The organism is Priestia sp. BR_2 (assembly GCF_041954005.1).
Lineage (GTDB): Bacteria > Bacillota > Bacilli > Paenibacillales > Paenibacillaceae > Paenibacillus_AQ > Paenibacillus_AQ lautus_A.
This window is the reverse complement of sequence record NZ_JAVFHM010000110.1, coordinates 87,258-104,970: the sequence shown is the minus strand read 5'-3', so window position 1 is coordinate 104,970 and position 17,713 is coordinate 87,258. Positions and strand designations below refer to the sequence as shown.

General features: G+C 53.6%; 11 protein-coding genes. 9 read left to right on the top strand and 2 right to left on the bottom strand.

Annotated features, from left to right (window positions below; genetic code table 11):
* Positions 1-397: 397 nt before the first annotated feature.
* The 5 genes from RB298_RS03510 (at position 398) to RB298_RS03490 (ending at position 8,756) form a co-directional block, all read left to right on the top strand.
* Positions 398-1,360: an ABC transporter permease gene (locus RB298_RS03510; RefSeq protein ID WP_009592813.1), complete on the top strand. Its 963-nt coding sequence runs from the start codon at positions 398-400 to the stop codon at positions 1,358-1,360.
* A 15-nt stretch (positions 1,361-1,375) separates the two neighbouring features.
* Positions 1,376-2,284 (top strand): carbohydrate ABC transporter permease, encoded by a 909-nt coding sequence (locus tag RB298_RS03505; RefSeq protein WP_009592812.1) that lies wholly within the window; start codon positions 1,376-1,378, stop codon positions 2,282-2,284.
* Between the two features lie 77 nt (positions 2,285-2,361).
* Complete coding sequence (locus tag RB298_RS03500) at positions 2,362-4,074, top strand: ABC transporter substrate-binding protein (RefSeq protein ID WP_486045780.1); 1,713 nt, start codon at positions 2,362-2,364, stop codon at positions 4,072-4,074.
* A gap of 170 nt (positions 4,075-4,244) precedes the next feature.
* On the top strand, positions 4,245-6,644 hold the full coding sequence (locus tag RB298_RS03495; RefSeq protein ID WP_486045815.1) for a glycoside hydrolase family 95 protein: 2,400 nt from the start codon (positions 4,245-4,247) through the stop codon (positions 6,642-6,644).
* 78 nt (positions 6,645-6,722) lie between these two features.
* Positions 6,723-8,756, top strand: a complete 2,034-nt coding sequence (locus tag RB298_RS03490; protein WP_486045778.1) for a beta-galactosidase — start codon at positions 6,723-6,725, stop codon at positions 8,754-8,756.
* A gap of 127 nt (positions 8,757-8,883) precedes the next feature.
* Here the strand turns inward: RB298_RS03490 and RB298_RS03485 are convergent, their stop codons facing one another.
* Positions 8,884-10,521 (bottom strand): response regulator transcription factor, encoded by a 1,638-nt coding sequence (locus RB298_RS03485; protein ID WP_096776915.1) that lies wholly within the window; start codon positions 10,519-10,521, stop codon positions 8,884-8,886.
* Positions 10,499-12,343, bottom strand: coding sequence for a cache domain-containing sensor histidine kinase (locus tag RB298_RS03480; protein ID WP_249732910.1), 1,845 nt, complete (start codon positions 12,341-12,343; stop codon positions 10,499-10,501). The genes RB298_RS03485 and RB298_RS03480 overlap by 23 nt, the downstream gene beginning before the upstream one ends.
* Positions 12,344-12,467: 124 nt before the next feature.
* Here RB298_RS03480 and RB298_RS03475 point away from each other — a divergent pair, with 124 nt between their 5' ends.
* From RB298_RS03475 to RB298_RS03460, 4 genes are all read left to right on the top strand, one after another.
* Positions 12,468-13,349: a carbohydrate ABC transporter permease gene (locus RB298_RS03475; RefSeq protein WP_486045775.1), complete on the top strand. Its 882-nt coding sequence runs from the start codon at positions 12,468-12,470 to the stop codon at positions 13,347-13,349.
* Positions 13,349-14,188 (top strand): carbohydrate ABC transporter permease, encoded by an 840-nt coding sequence (locus RB298_RS03470; protein WP_015737524.1) that lies wholly within the window; start codon positions 13,349-13,351, stop codon positions 14,186-14,188. The genes RB298_RS03475 and RB298_RS03470 overlap by 1 nt, the downstream gene beginning before the upstream one ends.
* A 70-nt stretch (positions 14,189-14,258) precedes the next feature.
* Positions 14,259-15,545, top strand: a complete 1,287-nt coding sequence (locus tag RB298_RS03465; RefSeq protein ID WP_213580955.1) for an ABC transporter substrate-binding protein — start codon at positions 14,259-14,261, stop codon at positions 15,543-15,545.
* A gap of 115 nt (positions 15,546-15,660) precedes the next feature.
* Complete coding sequence (locus RB298_RS03460; protein WP_486045772.1) at positions 15,661-17,703, top strand: beta-galactosidase; 2,043 nt, start codon at positions 15,661-15,663, stop codon at positions 17,701-17,703.
* Positions 17,704-17,713 lie beyond the last annotated feature (10 nt).

The following is a 17,713-nucleotide window of genomic DNA, read 5'->3' as shown; positions in this document are numbered from 1 at the left end:
CACCTACAACCAGACTTAGCATAAGTACTTTCATATCGTGCCCTTTAGACGCGACAAAGGTACGCGTCTTTTTGTTTTCCCCCTTTCCTCCTTCCCCAAGGCATTAGCGGGGAATCCAATTGCTGCGAAGCTCCGAGCGGAGGGGCCGGAATCGTATCGGAGAAGCGCCAGCGGTCGCCTTTAAAGCCGGGAAACCACCTCCCCGTATCAATCGAAGTTTCCCGGGTTTAACAGCGATCGGAGATACGATCCGGACACGGAGCGGCATAAAGGTCTTTCGCATTTTCCCTCCCACCGTTAATGTCTAATTTTTATATGATTTTTAAGCCAATCCTTCGGGTACTTCCCCGCCCCAGCTTGGTTTATCATCAGGATATACAAGAGAGGAGGGGTTGGTTTGAAAGCGGTAACAAAGACGGAAAGCAGCATCCAACCTGCCGCAAAGAAAAAGAAAGGCTTTTGGACCACTTTCAAAGAGCAGAAAGTACTGTACGGAATGTCGCTTCCATTCATCGTCATTGTATTCATCTTCAGTTATTTGCCGGTGTGGGGCTGGCTGATGGCATTCCAGAATTACAAGCCGGGCAAAGGGATATTCGAGCAAAAATGGGTGGGCCTGGACCATTTCGCAGCACTTTTCGCGGACGATAAGTTTTATCTGGTGTTGCGAAATACACTCGCCATGAGTTTCATGGGATTGATCGTTGGATTCACGATTCCGATCCTATTCGCAGTCTTGTTGAATGAGCTTCGTGGAAGCGTATTCAAGAGGACCGTACAGACGATATCTTATCTGCCGCATTTTGTCTCCTGGGTCGTAGTTGCTGGTATCGTGACCAAAATGCTGTCCACGGATGGAGGCGCTGTCAATCAGCTGCTGATGTGGCTGGGGCTCATCGATCAGCCGATACAGTTCATGGCTCAGGGGAACCTGTTCTGGTACATCGTAACGGGCTCCGATATATGGAAGGAAATGGGCTGGAGCGCGATCATTTATTTGGCAGCGATTACAGGGATTGATCAGGAGCAGTTCGAAGCAGCCAAGGTTGACGGCGCGAGCCGGATTCGCCAAATATGGCACATTACGCTGCCGAGCATCGCCCCTACGATTGCTATCCTGCTGATCATGTCCATCGGTCATTTGATCAGCATCGGTTTCGAGAAGCAGTTCCTGCTGGGTAATCCGCTAGTGGTAGATTATTCCGAGGTGCTTGACCTGTATGCGCTGAATTATGGACTTGGCATGGGACGTTTTTCATTCGGTACGGCCATCGGAATGTTCAACTCGGTCGTAAGCATCATCCTGCTGCTGCTTGCCAACGGCGTGTTCAAAAAATTCACGAAGCAATCGATTATGTAAGGGGAGGGAAACAGCATGGCACGAACCAAAGCAGCATTCAAGCCCTCGCTCTCCGATCGGGTGTTTGATATCGCGAATTTTACCATCATGGCACTGGTCATGATTGTCACACTCTACCCGTTCCTGAACGTTCTGGCGATATCGCTGAACGATTCCGTTGATACGGTGCGCGGGGGAATCTACATCTGGCCGAGAGAGTTCACGCTGGATAACTACGTGCAGATTTTTAAATACGACGGCTTGGTCACCGGGGCCAAAAACACGATTCTCCGTACGCTTGCAGGGACCTTTCTGGGCTTGCTCAGCGGCACGATGCTGGGCTACGTCCTCAGCAGGGTAGACTTTCAGGGAAGAAAGTTCATGTCGACCTTTCTTGCGCTGACGATGTACTTCTCCGGCGGAATGATTCCGGTGTTCATCCTGATCCGCGACCTGAACATGATGAATTCGTTTCTGGTCTACATCATTCCGGGCATGGTGAGCGCGTTTAACGTATTCGTCATCCGGTCTTTCATCGACAGCCTGCCGTACTCGCTGCAGGAATCGGCAAAGCTTGACGGTGCCAACGATTTTACGATCTATTACAAAATCATTCTTCCGCTCTGTAAGCCCGTCTTGGCTACCATCGCCTTGTTCCTGGCTGTCGGGCAGTGGAACTCTTGGCTCGATACGTATCTTTACAACGGTAACGCACCCCATCTCACCACGCTCCAATTCGAGCTGATGAAGGTGCTGCAGAGCACCCAGGGGCAAACCAGCGGCATGATGACCGGGCAGAATATGGCCGAGATCGTGAAGCAGGTGTCGCCGGAGTCGATCAAAATGGCAATCACGATCGTGGTAACCGTTCCGATACTGCTCGTGTATCCGTTCCTGCAGCGGTATTTTGTGAAAGGTATGACGCTTGGAGCGGTAAAAAGCTAGGCGCATGTAACGGTATCAGCAGGCACAACGTCCTGTTATACGATAAATGATCAAAAATCGATTTAGGGGGTATAGCAATGAAACATAAGAAGAGATTGTCGCTCCTGCTCGCGATCATGATGATGGCTACATTCGTTCTGGCGGCGTGCGGCAACGGCGACAGCAACAATAACGCAAACGGCGGCGATGAGGGCAGCGGCGGAAGCGATACGCAGCAGGAAGAGAAGCTCGAGCCGATGACCATGACGTATTACAGCGCGGATTCCAATGCGAACTGGGCCAACATGCAGGATGCGGTCGGGAAGAAGCTGACCGAGAAGACCGGCATTACGATCCAAGCCGAATATGCGGTGGACGGCTCCAATCAGAAGCTTCCGCTGATGGTGGCGAGCGGGGAATACCCTGACTTGGTATTTGCCAAGGGGGACGCCAATCTGTTCGTGGATTCCGGGGCGTTTATCGATCTGACGGATCTGATCGAAGAGCATGCGCCAAACATCAAGAAGGTGTACGGAGAATATATGAGCCGCCTGAAATGGAGCAACGAGGATGAGGCCATCTATGTCCTTCCGACGCTTGCGGCAGTGGATCATCAGGCACTCGATGCCGGCGGCACGTTCCAGATCCAACATGAGGTGCTGAAAGAACTCGGATACCCTGAACTGAAAACGGTGAAGGATTATGAGAAAGCGCTGAAAGACTATGCCGAGAAACACCCGACCATTGACGGCCAGCCGACGATTCCGCTGACGTTGAATGCGGACGGATGGAGAATCATGATCTCGGTAACGAACCCGGCGTTTATCGCGACAGGCGTATCGGATGACGGCGAGTACTATATCGACCCGGAAACAACCGAGGCGAAGCTTCATTACAAGCGGCCGGAAGAGAAGGAATACTTCCGCTGGCTGAATCATATGAACGCCGAGGGCTTGTTGGATAAAGAAACGTTCGTGCAGAAGACGGACCAATACGAAGCGAAAATTTCCTCCGGCCGCGTCCTTGGCGTCATTGATCAGGAGTGGGGCTTCGGCAATGCAACGAACGCACTGAGAACTTCCGGCAAGGAAAACCGCACCTATGCGAGATTCCCGATCCAGCTGGATGAGTCCACGAAGGATGCAACGTTCCAAGACACGGGTTACGTCGCCGGATGGGGCGTAGGCATTACGACATCCGCCAAGGATCCGGTTCGAATCATCAAGTTCCTGGATTATCTGGCTTCCGAAGAAGGGCAAGTTTTGATGAATTGGGGTATTGAAGGCGAGCATTACAACGTGGTGGACGGCAAGCGAGTTATTCCTGAAGACGTCCAAGAGCGCAAAACCTATGACAACGCCAACTTCACGAAGGAAACAGGAATCGGCTTGTACAATGCGATGTTCCCTCGTTACGGCGACGGCGTGAAGGATTCGACGGATAACTATTACACAACGAACTTCCCGGAGACGATCATCGAGAATTATACGCCGGCCGCGAAGGAAACGCTGAAAGCGTACGGCGCGGAAATGTGGAAAGACCTGTGGCCGAAACAAGAGGAATTTGATGTGAAGCCGTGGGGCGTTGCTTACAACATTCCGGTACCGAGCGACTCCAATATCAATATCACGTACAAAAAGGTGGAAGAGATTACCCGGAAGCGGATTCCGGAAGTCATTCTTGCCGATCCGGCGAAATTCGATGCACTGTATGACCAGTTCATCAAAGAACTGAATGATGCCGGCGCCGAGAAAATGGAGCAGGAATACACCCAATTGGTACGCGAACGGGTGGAACTCTGGAATAATTAAGGTAGAGGCGAATCGAAGGGGCCGGCAATATGCGGTCCCTTTTGCCGCTATTCAAGGTAGGCTGCTGTTATAATCGCGGACCTCAATTTATTAGAAGAAATACAACCATATATGAAGGATTTCAGGTGCTCTTCGAGAAGACCTTTATAAATCATTGGACATAAGGGGGGATTACGCTGTATTCAGCAGAGCATAAGAACACAACCCTGTGGTACCGGAAGCCTGCGGCCAAGTGGGAAGAAGCGCTTCCGCTTGGAAACGGCCGCCTTGGCGCCATGGTGTTCGGAGGCGTGCGGGAAGAATGCATTCAATGGAACGAAGATACGCTCTGGTCCGGCTTTCCCCGGGACACGAATAATTACGAGGCTCTCCGGTATCTGGCAAAGGCGAGGGAACTGATTGCGTCCGGCAAGAATGCCGAAGCCGAACAGTTGATCGAGGGCAGGGTGGTTGGCAGAAATACGGAGTCCTTTTTGCCGTTAGGAGATCTGTTGATCCGACAGTCGGGAATAGGGGATTCATGCTCGGAATACAGGCGCGAACTGAACCTGGATACGGGGATTGCTTCCACTCGTTTTCAAGGTGGCGGCTCCGATCATATTTTCAGCAGGGATATGTTCATCAGTGCGGTTGACCAGGTCGGGGTTATCCGTTATGAATGCTCGGGGAGCGGATCCATCCAATTGGAGATCGGTTTACGTTCACCGCTGCAGCATCGTACGCGTACAGAGGAAGACGGGACGCTGGTGTTGCATGGGCATGCTCCGACTCATATTGCTGATAATTACAGGGGCGATCATCCCGGGTCGGTGCTTTATGAGGATGGGCTGGGCATTCGGTACGAAATGAGGCTGCTGGCCTTGACGGACAGCGGTCAGGTGACGGTCGATGACAGCGGCATGCGCATTTGCGCGGCAGGCTCGGTTACGCTGCTGGTTGCGGCTGCTACGAATTTTGAAGGCTTCGATCGTTCTCCGGGTTCTGGCGGTACCGATCCGTCCAGCATATGCAGGGAGAGACTTCAGGGCGCCATGCGGCATGGTGTTGAACAATTGCGCTCACGGCATGTCCAAGACCATCAAGCCTTGTTCAGACGCGTGGAGCTTCAGCTTGGCCGTCCAGAGAATGAGCGTTCCATAGCAGCTTTAGCCACCGACGAGCGGATGGAAGCGTACCGGGAAGGAAGGGAGGATGCTGCGCTCGAAGCGCTGATGTTTCAATTCGGAAGATATTTGCTCATTGCCAGCTCCCGGCCGGGTACACAGCCCGCCCATCTGCAGGGCATATGGAATCCCCATGTCCAGCCGCCATGGAACAGCGATTACACAACGAATATCAATACCGAGATGAATTATTGGCCGGCGGAAACGACGCGTCTGAGCGAGTGCCACGAGCCGCTCATCCAAATGATCCGGGAGCTTAGCGTAAGCGGTGCCCGGACCGCGAAGATTCACTATGGCGCCCGTGGATGGGTCGCCCATCATAACGTGGATTTATGGCGAATGGCCAGTCCGAGCGACGGCAGAGCCATGTGGGCCTTCTGGCCAATGGGCGGTGCTTGGCTGTGCCGGCATCTATGGGAGCGTTATCAATTCCACCCGGATCTTGAATACTTGCGGGAAACGGCGTATCCGCTGATGCGTGGAGCCGCTTTGTTTTGCCTGGATTGGCTGATTGAAGACGGGAAAGGGCATCTGGTGACCAGCCCGTCGACATCGCCGGAGAATCAGTTTCTTACCGCGGAAGGCCTGCCTTGCAGCGTGTCGGCAGGTTCGACCATGGATATGGCCATCATTCGCGATTTATTCCATAACTGCATCGAAGCTTCGCAGCTGTTGGAGCAAGATGATGAATTGCGGGAGGAATGGAAAGCTGCGGTCGCGCGCCTGCTCCCTTACGCCATCGATGACGAGGGCAGGCTCATGGAATGGAGCAAGCCGTATCCGGAAGCGGAGCCCGGACATCGGCACGTATCCCATTTGTACGGATTGTACCCCGGCTCCGATATTACCCTCCAAGATACGCCGCAGCTTGCAGAAGCTGCTTATCGTACGCTGATGTCGCGCATCGATCACGGAGGGGGGCATACGGGCTGGAGCTGCGTCTGGCTGATTAACCTGTTTGCCCGACTGCAGCAGCCGGAGAAGGCTTATGATTATGTCCGAACCCTGATTTCCCGCTCCATGCACCCCAATCTGCTCGGGGACCATCCTCCGTTCCAGATCGATGCGAATTTTGGAGGCAGCGCCGGACTTGTGGAAATGCTGCTCCAGAGCCATTTGGATGCCATTCAGCTGCTGCCGGCGCTGCCGAAAGCGTGGGCAGAAGGCTCTGTGCGAGGATTGAAGGCCCGCGGAGGATTTATCGTGGACATGGAATGGAAGGGCGGCATTCTTGCGTCCGCAAGCATAACCTCTACGCATGGTCGGATCTGCAGAATTCAATATTCCGAGCCTCTCGCCGTTCGAAGGGAAGACGGGAGCGTTGTGACGACGGGAGATCGGCTTTCTTTTGAGACGGTGAGCGGCATGACCTACCAGATCGCATTGGCTGCCATGGAGGCATTGTGAATAAGGGCTAATCTCGAGCATGGCTGGTTGAACGATAACCGGATACGAATTGATGAAGGCTAAAGGAGCTGAATGCTGATGATTAACGAAAAGCTGCCGAAAATGTGGTACGGCGGGGATTATAATCCCGAGCAGTGGGATGCGGAAGCGTGGAAGGAAGATGACCGCATGTTTAAGCTGGCGGGCATCGACGTAGCCACCATAAATGTATTCTCCTGGGCTTTGAGTCAGCCGAATGAGGATACGTACGATTTTGCTTGGCTGGACGAGACGATTGACCGGCTGTACCGGAACGGGGTGTATATCTGTTTGGCAACGAGCACGGGAGCCCATCCGGCCTGGATGGCGCGCAAATACCCGGATGTGCTGCGCGTCGACTACGAGGGCCGCAAACGCAAATTCGGCGGACGCCATAACTCCTGTCCGAACAGCCCCACCTACCGAAAATACGCCAAAATCATGGCAGGCAAGCTGGCGGAACGCTATAAGGATCATCCGGCCGTCCTGATCTGGCACGTATCGAACGAATATGGCGGGTACTGCTACTGCGACAATTGCGCCGCGGCATTCCGGACTTGGCTCGAGCAGCGATATGGCACGCTGGATGCCGTAAACAAGGCATGGAATACCCGCTTCTGGGGCCACACCTTCTATGACTGGGAAGACATCGTCGTTCCTAACGCTTTAAGCGAGGAGTGGTCCGGCAACCGGACGAATTTCCAAGGCATATCCCTGGATTACCGCCGTTTCCAGTCCGACAGCCTGCTGGACTGCTACAAGCTGGAGCGGGATGAATTGAAGCGGATCACGCCGGATATGCCGGTGACCACGAATCTTATGGGTTTTTATCCGGAGCTGGACTATTTCAAATGGGCCAAGGAGATGGATGTCGTATCCTGGGACAACTATCCGTCGCTGGATACCCCGTACAGCTATACCGCGATGGCGCATGCCCTGATGCGGGGGCTTAAGGGCGGTCAGCCCTTTATGCTGATGGAGCAGACGCCGAGCGTTCAGAACTGGCAGCCGTATAACTCGGCCAAGCGCCCAGGGGTAATGCGATTGTGGAGCTATCAAGCGGTCGCCCACGGCGCGGATACGGTGATGTTCTTCCAACTGCGCCGTTCGATCGGAGCCTGCGAGAAGTATCACGGCGCGGTCATCGAGCATGTCGGGCATGAACATACCCGCGTATTCCGCGAGTGCGCCGAGCTGGGCAAGGAGCTGCAGCAGCTGGGAGACCGGATCCTGGATGCCCGTTCCGATGCCAAAGTCGCGATCATCTACGACTGGGAGAACCGGTGGGGCATTGACCTGTCGAGCGGTCCGACCGTCGCCCTCAATTACGTGAACGAGGTCCATAAATATTACGATGCCCTGCACCAGCTGCATATTCAGACCGATATGATCAGCGTGGAAGAGGACTTCCGGAAGTATGACGTTGTCATCGCGCCGGTGATGTATATGGCCAAACTGGGATTTGCAGAACGCGTGGAGGCCTTTGTATCGCAAGGCGGCACCTTTGTGACGACCTTCTTCAGCGGGATCGTGAACGAGAATGATCTGGTGACGCTGGGCGGTTACCCGGGCGAACTGCGCAAGGTCATGGGAATTTGGGCCGAGGAGATTGATGCGCTGCTTCCGGGCCAGCAGAATCAGGTGGTAATGCGGGGCCGGAAAGGCCAGCTGGAAGGCACCTACGACTGCGGCATTCTGTGCGACGTGATCCATGCCGAGGGAGCAGAGGTCGTTGCCGAATACGGCTCGGACTACTATCAAGGCATGCCATCGTTGACCGTGAACGCTTTCGGACAAGGGAAGGCCTGGTATGTGGCCACAAGCCCGGAGCCTAAATTCCTGCGAGATTTGATGCAAACGATATGCAGCGACCATGGCATTAAGCCTGTCCTGAACGCTCCCCAAGGCATTGAGGTGACAAAGCGGGTGAAGGAGGACGCGGAGTTTATCTTTGTGCTTAATCACATGACCGAGCGCAAATCCGTGTCCTTGGATGGGGAAGCCTATGTTGACCTGCTGACAGGGGAGGAGCTTCGGGATACCTGCGAAGTGCCGGCACGAGGCGTGTTGATATTAGAGAAGCGGTTGGGATAGAGATAACATAAGGGCTTTCCAAGAAGAGTGGACAGCTTGGAGCGCTCTCAACAAAAAGCAGAGAAGGCGGGGACTCCCGCCTTCTCTGCTTTATTTTATCTCTGAAGCTTATCGACCGCTGCCCATTCTAGGCATCCTTCTCGTGTAGCTTGCGGAATTCCTTGGGCGAAATGCCCTCTTGTTTCTTAAAAACAAGACTGAAATATTTCTCGTTCTTAAAGCCGACCATTTCGGAAATCGCGGCCATTTTCAGCCCCGGATTTTGCAGCAGGATTTTGGCCTTCGAGATGCGGATCCGGTTCAGATGCTCGGGGATATTAATCCCGTGCTTCTGCTTGAATTTGCGGGAGATGTACTCCCGGCTTACGTGAAACCGGTTTGCAATATCGTACAGTGATACGTCGTTCTGATAGTTTTGCTCGATAAATGCCGTGATGTCGTGGATCAGGTCCTGCCCCGTCTGCTTCTGGGACTGCAGCGCCGAGGCCAGCAGGCTCATTAATTGATCCCAATACTGCTGCCATTCTGCCAGGGAGCATACATATTTGTCCGGGCTTGGCCGCTCGATGGTGGCGCTTTCCTCTTTGTACAATTTCAACAAAGCCTCAGACGACGGGTTCGCGGTTTCATGAATGACGTGATTGGCGAACCGATCAATTTCACGGTCCCATCGCTCCAGAAGCTCGGGCGTGAGAACGCCGCTTTTTCGGATGGCGGCAAGGAACGAATCGACGGCCTCGCCAATGGGAGCAGGCTGACCGCTAAGCACAGCGAGCTTCCAGGTATCCTCGAACCCGCTGAACTGGACGCCCCGATGATGATCCATTCCGGATCGTCGCAGCTGCTCGGCATCGTGGATGAAATGGTTCAGGACCGTTAAATCACGCGAACGCAGGGCATTCGAGCATTGGGCATAGAGCTCGGGAACGTCTACCGGATATTGACCTTCCGGACTTATGCCAAAATGCATCTGGCGCGACAGCGTCCGAAACATCCCGCTATTGATCTCTTGAAGCAGCGTAGGGACCGTGGCGAGCTGTTCCCACAATAAGAGAACCAGTTGATGCGGCGATCCGAATGGACGGAAAGCAATCCCGATCCGGTCCTTTTGCAGAAATTCATTGCAAATATTCAACAAGGCGAACATCAGCAGATCCTGATGGTGGCCGAAGCGGCCGTACAGCGCATGATCTGACTTGTCGATTTGCATGACGGCCAGGCGTATTGCGTTGGTCTGCGCCGGCACGATGCCTTCATCCCTGAGGCGGTTGACCACCTGGGAATGGGCGCTCCTGTCATCAATAAGGCTGGATAACAGCTTCTCCGAATAGACCGGCCGGTACTCGTTCACCTGAACATGCTGCTGACGCGCCGCAAGGCGTTCTTGTTCCTCCGCCTTCCAGGCCGCGGTCGCCTTGGCGACCGCTTGGTTGATGACGTCCTCCTCGATGGGTTTCAGGATATAATCCGTGCCGCTGTACCAGATGGTGTTGCGCACGAATTCGAAATCGTCATGCCCGCTGATGACGATGAATTTGATGTCCGGGTAATGCTTGTGAATCCATTCCATGAGATCCACGCCGCTTTTGAGGGGCATCAGCATGTCCATCAGCACAAGATGGGGCCGAAACGCCGGGATCAGCTCCATCGCCTCCAGCCCGTTGGCCGCTTCCTCTATATCGGTAATCCCGTGCGCTTCCCACTGGACCAGCAGGCGGATGGCTTTGCGCACGCGAGACTCGTCATCCACGATCAATGCCTTCATCCGTTTCACCTTCCACATTTATAGTCAGCACTACACGAAAGCCGTGCGGCTGGTTGTTTTCGATGTTGAATTTGGATTTTCCACGATAGTACAGCCTCAGCCTCGTCATGATGTTGATGAGTCCGATTCCGCTGCTGTCTTCCGTCTCCAGCTCGGACACAACCTGAAGCTGTTCCAGATCCAACTCTTCCATCCGAAGCAAATGCTCCTGAAGGGCTTGGAACGGCTCCTCCTGCATCCCGTTTCCGTTATCTTCGACCGTGATCTGCACGATCGAGGCCGATAGGCGCCGGCTTGTGAGCGCAATGAAATTGTCTTGCTCCAAGGGGTTCATGCCATGCTTGAAAAAGTTCTCGATCAGCGGCTGAATCAGCATCTTCGGAATCAACACCTGCAGAGTCGACTCATCCACATCGTAACGGAAGTCGAACTGATTCTCAAATCGTTCCTTCTGCAGTTCCACGTAATCCTTGATATGATCGAGCTCCGTGGCCAGCGTGACCGGCTTGTCCGTATTGTACATGCTGTATCTCATCATCCGGGCCAGAGCGGAGATCAGGGAGTAGATCCTCTTCATGCCATGCTCCAGCGCAAGGGTGCCGATGGTCTGCAGCGCATTGTTCATGAAATGCGGATTCACCTGCGCCTGCAGCGCCCGGAGCTGGTTGGTCCGGTTCGCCAGCTTCAGCTTGTATTCCTGCAGGATGAGGTTGTTGATCGTATCCATCATGCTGCCGAACCTGCGATGGAGGGCTCCGATTTCGTCTTTGCGATTGGACGAGATATCCACGGTCATTCGTCCGCTTTTGACCTGGCTCATGAGGCCTACCAATTCGCGGATCGGGGCCGTGATATAGACCGATATCCAGATCGTGGCCGCGATGATGAGAATAAGGGACACGCCGATCAGCAAAATATTGACGAAGGCAGCTTTGTCCGCGCTGCTTAAAATATACGAGGAAGGAATCTCCTTGATCATCGTCCAGTCGCTGACCGACGTCTTGATATTGTTATATAAATAGATTTTGTTGTTATACTCGAAATGGCCTTCCTTCTTGCCGGATTGCTTGATGCTGGCGTACCAGTCCGCCTGGACTTGTTGTCCCAGCATTTCGTCATCGCCGGAATACATGATATACCCGTCTTCATTGGCAATGTACAGCTGCTCATGATCAGGCTGGAACAGCTGGCCGCTGATCCGGCTCAGGAAATCCATGTCCAAATCGATGGCGAGAATGCCTAATCGTTCGGTTGAAGGGACCCGTTCAATGACCCGGTACATCGTGAATACTTGTTGATCGGCTTCATAGGGATAAGCTAACTGAAACCCGTACGTATGAAGGGGATGCGGCGGCTGAAGGACCACCGTATCGTTACGAAGATCGGGAATCTCGGGATAGAGGTTGACCTCGCTTGTTTTTCTGGCGATATCCTGCGCGAATAACGTGGCTTCCCGTTTGCCGTCGACGTAAAGATAGACCTGCCTGGAGCCGCTGATGGCTTTTTGAATGGATTGCAGCGTGGCGGATTGCCTGCCGCTGGCGTTGATGTTCTCATGACTGTAATAGAGGCTGCGGAAAAAATCCGGATCCGAGTAGACCGTAAGGGAACTACGGTTCATCTCTTCCAAATAGCTCTCCAAATTCAACCGTCCCTGATAGAGAAGGTTCATATTCTCAACAACGGCCCGTTCCTTGAGCGAGTTGGTTGTCATGACGTAACTGATGATCATGGAAATGGTGGTCGGAATGATGGTCGCCATGATCATGAAGGTAATCAGTTTGGTGCGGATGCTGTTCCAGTTCCAGTTCAATAAATTCACCGCCGATCAATTTTCTATACCAATTAGTTCACATCCTATGGTAGTCCCAAGGTCTTCATCTTAGCATAATTAAATCATAGAGAAATGGATAGAGAAACGATAGGACAAGCGGAGGGGGATTAACATGAACAGCAAGAGAACGGCTGCTTTGACGCAGCAGTTGGTTTATATCGGACCCGCGCTGCTGTTTTTCGGTATTACGATCATTATCCCATTTGTGATGGGGATGTATTACTCGTTTACCGACTGGAACGGCGTTTCCGGGAACGTCGAATGGGTCGGGCTGGACAATTTCAAACAGATTTTCACAAATGACAGCGCATTCGCCCAATCCTTCTGGTTCACCACCAAATTTACGATCGTCGGGGTGTTTCTCACGAATTTGGTCGGATTCTTCCTGGCCTACTTCTTAACGAAAAACATTCGGGCGCGCAACTGGCTGCGGACGATATTCTTCATGCCGAACGTGATCGGCGGATTGCTGCTCGGCTTCATCTGGCAGTTTATCTTCATAAAAGGCTTTGCAACCGTTGGCGAAGCGACGGGAATTCCGTTTTTTAATCTTCCGTGGCTGGGAGACGAAGTAACCGGCTTCTGGGGCATCATCATGGTATTCGTATGGCAGTCGTCAGGCTATCTGATGGTCATCTACATCGCCTCCATTACGAACGTGTCCAAGGAAGTCATGGAAGCTGCCGAGATTGATGGGGCCAACCGGTTCCAAGTGCTTAAGAGCATCATCGTTCCGCTTATTATGCCGGCGGTTACCGTATGTTTGTTCCTGGCGATTTCCTGGTCCTTCAAAATGTTCGACCTGAACCTGTCGCTGACCAAGGGCGGACCTTACCGCTCCACGGAATCGCTGGCGATGAACGTGTACAACGAGGCGTTCCTGAACAACCGGTACGGTCTCGGCACGGCCAAGTCCTTGATCTTCTTCCTGGTCGTCGCCGTCATTACGCTCATTCAAGTCCGTTTAACGAAGCAGAAGGAGGTTGAAGCTTAATGAGATCGAAGAAACCTCCCATGTCGGCCTCCACGATCGTACTGCAGATCGTGATGGTCATTGTTGCCTTGATCTTCTTGGCACCGTTCTACTTCCTGCTGGTAAACTCGGTCAAATCGCTGGGCGATATTATGGTCGACGCGGCCAACTGGCCAACGGCCTTTCACTTTGACAACTACAGCAAGGCTTGGGAAATGACCCGCTTTCCGGAAGCATTCACGAACTCCATCATCATTACGGTCATCAGCAATCTGATCATTGCCCTGCTGAGCGCGATGGCAGCTTACCGGATGGTCCGGTCCAATACGAGATTCAATCGAATCGTGTTCATGCTGTTCGTATCGGCCATGGTCATTCCGTTCCAATCCATTATGATTCCATTGCTGCAGGTCATTAACTTTCTCGGCGTCAACAACAGCATCGTGGGTCTGATTCTCAGTTATCTCGGACTCGGCATCCCGCTGTCGGTCTTCCTGTTCCACGGTTTCGTGAAAGGCATTCCGCTGGAGATCGAAGAGGCTGCCACGGTCGACGGCGCTTCTCCGTTCAGGGTATTTGCCCGCATCGTTATGCCGATGCTGAAACCTATGATGGTAACGGTCATCATCCTGAACTGCCTGTGGGTCTGGAACGACTATCTGCTGCCATCCTTGATCCTGCAAAGTCCTGAACTGCGGACGATTCCGCTTGCGACCTTTGCTTTCTTCGGGCAGTATTCGAAGCAGTGGGATATGGCGCTGCCGGCGCTCGTGCTGGGCATTACGCCGATCATCATCTTCTTCCTGTCACTGCAGAAGTACATCGTTGAGGGCGTCGCTGCCGGCTCCGTTAAGGGGTAAGGGCAGCGGGCGCCTCGCCCATAACCGGTTTTTCCATCTTTATATATAATCATATCAGGGGGTAGTAAAGATGAACAAAATGAAATTATCACTCGTGATGCTGCTGGCTTTCTCGCTGCTGCTTGCAGCTTGCGGCGGCAAGTCGGAAGAAGGCCAGGGCGGAAGCTCGAATGGAGCTTCCGGCGATGTCAAAACGGTCAAGATTTTTCAATTCAAAACCGAGATCGTGGACGGCCTGAATGAGCTTAAAGTCGAATTCGAGAAGGAATACCCGAACATCAAGCTGGATATTCAAACGGTAGGCGGCGGCGCTGACTATGGTGCTGCATTGAAAACCAAATTCGCATCCAACGATGCGCCGGATATTTTCTCCAATGGCGGCGACGCCGAGATGGAGATGTGGATCGACCGTCTCGAGGATCTGTCCGATCAGCCTTGGGTGAACGATCTGGTCGACATGGCGAAAGAGCCGATGACCAAAGACGGTAAAGTATACGGCATGCCGATGAACCTTGAAGGATGGGGTTACATCTACAATAAGGATTTGTTTGAGCAGGCCGGCATTACCGAGCTTCCTAAAACGTATACCCAGCTGGCGGATGCCGCGAAGAAGCTGGAAGCCGCAGGCATAACTCCTTTTGCGAACGCTTACCAGGAATGGTGGTTGATCGGCAACCAGGGCATTAACCCGGCATTCGCCCAGCAGGATGACCCGAATGCGTTTATCCAGGGCTTGAACGACGGCACGCAAAAATTCGTGGGCAATGGGAAGTTCGAAGAGTGGACCAAGCTGATGCAGCTGACATTGGACCACGGCAACAAGAACCCGCTGACCACCGACTACAATACGGCCATTTCCCTGCTGGCTACAGGTAAAGCCGCCATGATGCAGAACGGGAACTGGGCTCAAACCGAGATCGATGCCATCAATCCGGATCTGAATCTCGGCTACCTGCCGATGCCGCTTGGCGACAATGCGGAGCAAAATGACAAGCTGAACGTCGGCGTACCTGCGAACCTGGTCATTAACAAAGATTCCGCGTCGAAGGAAGAAGCGAAGATCTTCCTGAACTGGTTTGTCACATCCGATATCGGCAAAGAGTACATCGTGAAAAAATTCAAATTCATCCCGGCCTTGAAGACCATCGAAGCAACGCCTGAGGATATGGGCGACTTGGGTTCGGCCGTATGGGAGTACGTGCAGGCAGGCAAAGTGCTGCCAAGACAATCCGCGAAGTTCCCGGACGGCGCGGCACAGGAGTTCTCCGGCGCGATGCAGGCATTCTTCGCCGGCAAATCCGATACGAACAAAATGCTTGAAGATATGCAGACATCCTGGGATAGCTTGAGCAAGTAAGGAGCCATGCAAGATTTAAGTTAGCAGACCGTTCATAAGAGGTATGATCCCTTGTCCGACAAGATAGGGGATGGTACCTCTTTTCTATAGCAGAGTCTACGAAGGAGGCAATTCTATGATTAATCAACGTTTTCCTAAGATATGGTATGGCGGGGACTATAACCCCGAGCAATGGGATAAGGCAACGATGGAAGAGGACCTGCGGATGTTCGAGCTGGCGGGCGTCGACGTGGCGACCCTCAATGTATTCTCCTGGGCCAAAACGCAGCGCGATGAGGAAAGCTATGATTTCGGGTGGCTTGATGAAATTATGGACCGCCTGGCGGAGGAGCAGGTTCACGTCTGTTTGGCAACCAGCACGGGAGCGCACCCGGCTTGGATGGCCAAGAAATACCCGGACATCCTGCGCGTCGATTACGATGGACGCAAACGCAAATTCGGCGGCCGCCATAATTCATGTCCGAACAGCCCGACCTATCGCAAATACTCCGTGCTGATGGCGCGCAAGCTGGCTGAACGGTACAAGGATCACCCGGCGCTGGTCATCTGGCACGTCTCCAATGAGTATGGCGGGTATTGTTATTGCGACAACTGCGAGCGTCAGTTCCGCGTCTGGCTGAAAGAGCGTTACGGGTCGCTGGATAAGCTGAACGCCGCATGGAATACCGGGTTTTGGGGCCATACCTTCTACGAGTGGGACGAGATCGTGGTACCGAATGCGCTCAGCGAGGAATTCGGCGGAAACCGGTCGTTCTTCCAGGGAATATCGCTGGATTACCGCCGTTTCCAGTCCGACAGCCTGCTGCAATGTTACCGGCTGGAAAGAGATGAGCTGAAGAAGGTCACGCCGGATATTCCGGTCACCACCAATCTGATGGGCTTTTATCCGGAGCTGGATTACTTCGAGTGGGCGAAGCATATGGATGTGGTGTCCTGGGACAACTATCCCGCGATCGATACGCCGGTGAGCTTTACGGCGATGTCGCATAACCTGATGCGCGGGCTGAGAAGCGGACAGCCGTTCATGCTGATGGAGCAGACTCCGAGCGTTCAGAACTGGTCGCCCTACAACTCCGCGAAGCGTCCCGGCGTCATGCGGCTGTGGAGTTATCAGGCCGTAGCGCACGGCGCGGATACGGTCATGTTCTTCCAGCTCCGCCGTTCCGTGGGGGCGTGCGAGAAATTCCACGGCGCATTGATCGAGCATGTGGGACATGAGCATACCCGGGTCTTCCGGGAGTGCGCGGAGCTGGGGCATGAGCTGCAGCAGCTCGGAGACAAGCTGCTCGACTCCCGTTCGGATGCCAAGGTGGCGATCATGTATGACTGGGAGAACCGCTGGGCGCTGGAGCTGTCAAGCGGGCCTTCCAAAGCACTGAACTACGTGGATGAGGTTCATAAATATTATGACGCGCTGTATCAGCAGAATATCCAGACCGATATCATCAGCGTCGAAGAGGATCTAAGCAAGTATGATATCGTGATTGCCCCCGTGATGTACATGGTGAAGCCGGGCGTTGCCCAGCGCGTGGAGCGGTTCGTAGCGCAGGGCGGAACCTTCGTGACCACCTTCTTCAGCGGCATCGTCAATGAGAACGATCTGGTGACCCTCGGAGGTCATCCGGGCGAGCTGCGCAGCGTGACCGGCATTTGGGCTGAGGAAATCGATGCATTGCTGCCCGGAATGCAAAATCAGATCGACATGAAGCAGGATTGGGGATCGCTGCGTGGAAGTTATCCATGTGGAATTTTGTGCGATGTCATCCATGCGGAGACGGCGGAGGTTCTGGCTGAGTACGGATCCGACTTCTACAAAGGCACGCCTGTTTTAACGAAGAATGCGTTTGGCGAAGGGCGGGCCTATTATGTGGCCAGCAGTCCGGATGCGCAGTTCCTGCAAGGGTTTCTTGCCAATCTGTGCGAAGAACAAGGCGTGAAGCCGCTGCTGGATACACCACAAGGAGTAGAGGTGGTGGAACGGGTGAAGGACGGAAACTCCTATCTGTTCATATTGAACCACAATGCCGAAGAGATGACGTTTGATGCAGGTTCTGCCAATTCATTCGATCTCCTGGGCAGCCGGCAGGTTACGGGCCATGTCACGATTCCGGGAAGGGACGTCATGATTCTGGAACGGGCTGCCGCCGCCCGGTCTTAAAGAGAGCAAG

Bases quoted from the DNA above. Each gene is read 5' to 3' on its own strand.
- RB298_RS03505 (WP_009592812.1), top strand. From the start codon at position 1,376: ATGGCACGAACCAAAGCAGCATTCAAGCCCTCGCTCTCCGATCGGGTG.
- RB298_RS03500 (WP_486045780.1), top strand. From the start codon at position 2,362: ATGAAACATAAGAAGAGATTGTCGCTCCTGCTCGCGATCATGATGATG.
- RB298_RS03490 (WP_486045778.1), top strand. From the start codon at position 6,723: ATGATTAACGAAAAGCTGCCGAAAATGTGGTACGGCGGGGATTATAAT.
- RB298_RS03485 (WP_096776915.1), bottom strand. From the start codon at position 10,521: ATGAAGGCATTGATCGTGGATGACGAGTCTCGCGTGCGCAAAGCCATC.
- RB298_RS03475 (WP_486045775.1), top strand. From the start codon at position 12,468: ATGAACAGCAAGAGAACGGCTGCTTTGACGCAGCAGTTGGTTTATATC.
- RB298_RS03470 (WP_015737524.1), top strand. From the start codon at position 13,349: ATGAGATCGAAGAAACCTCCCATGTCGGCCTCCACGATCGTACTGCAG.
- RB298_RS03465 (WP_213580955.1), top strand. From the start codon at position 14,259: ATGAACAAAATGAAATTATCACTCGTGATGCTGCTGGCTTTCTCGCTG.
- RB298_RS03460 (WP_486045772.1), top strand. From the start codon at position 15,661: ATGATTAATCAACGTTTTCCTAAGATATGGTATGGCGGGGACTATAAC.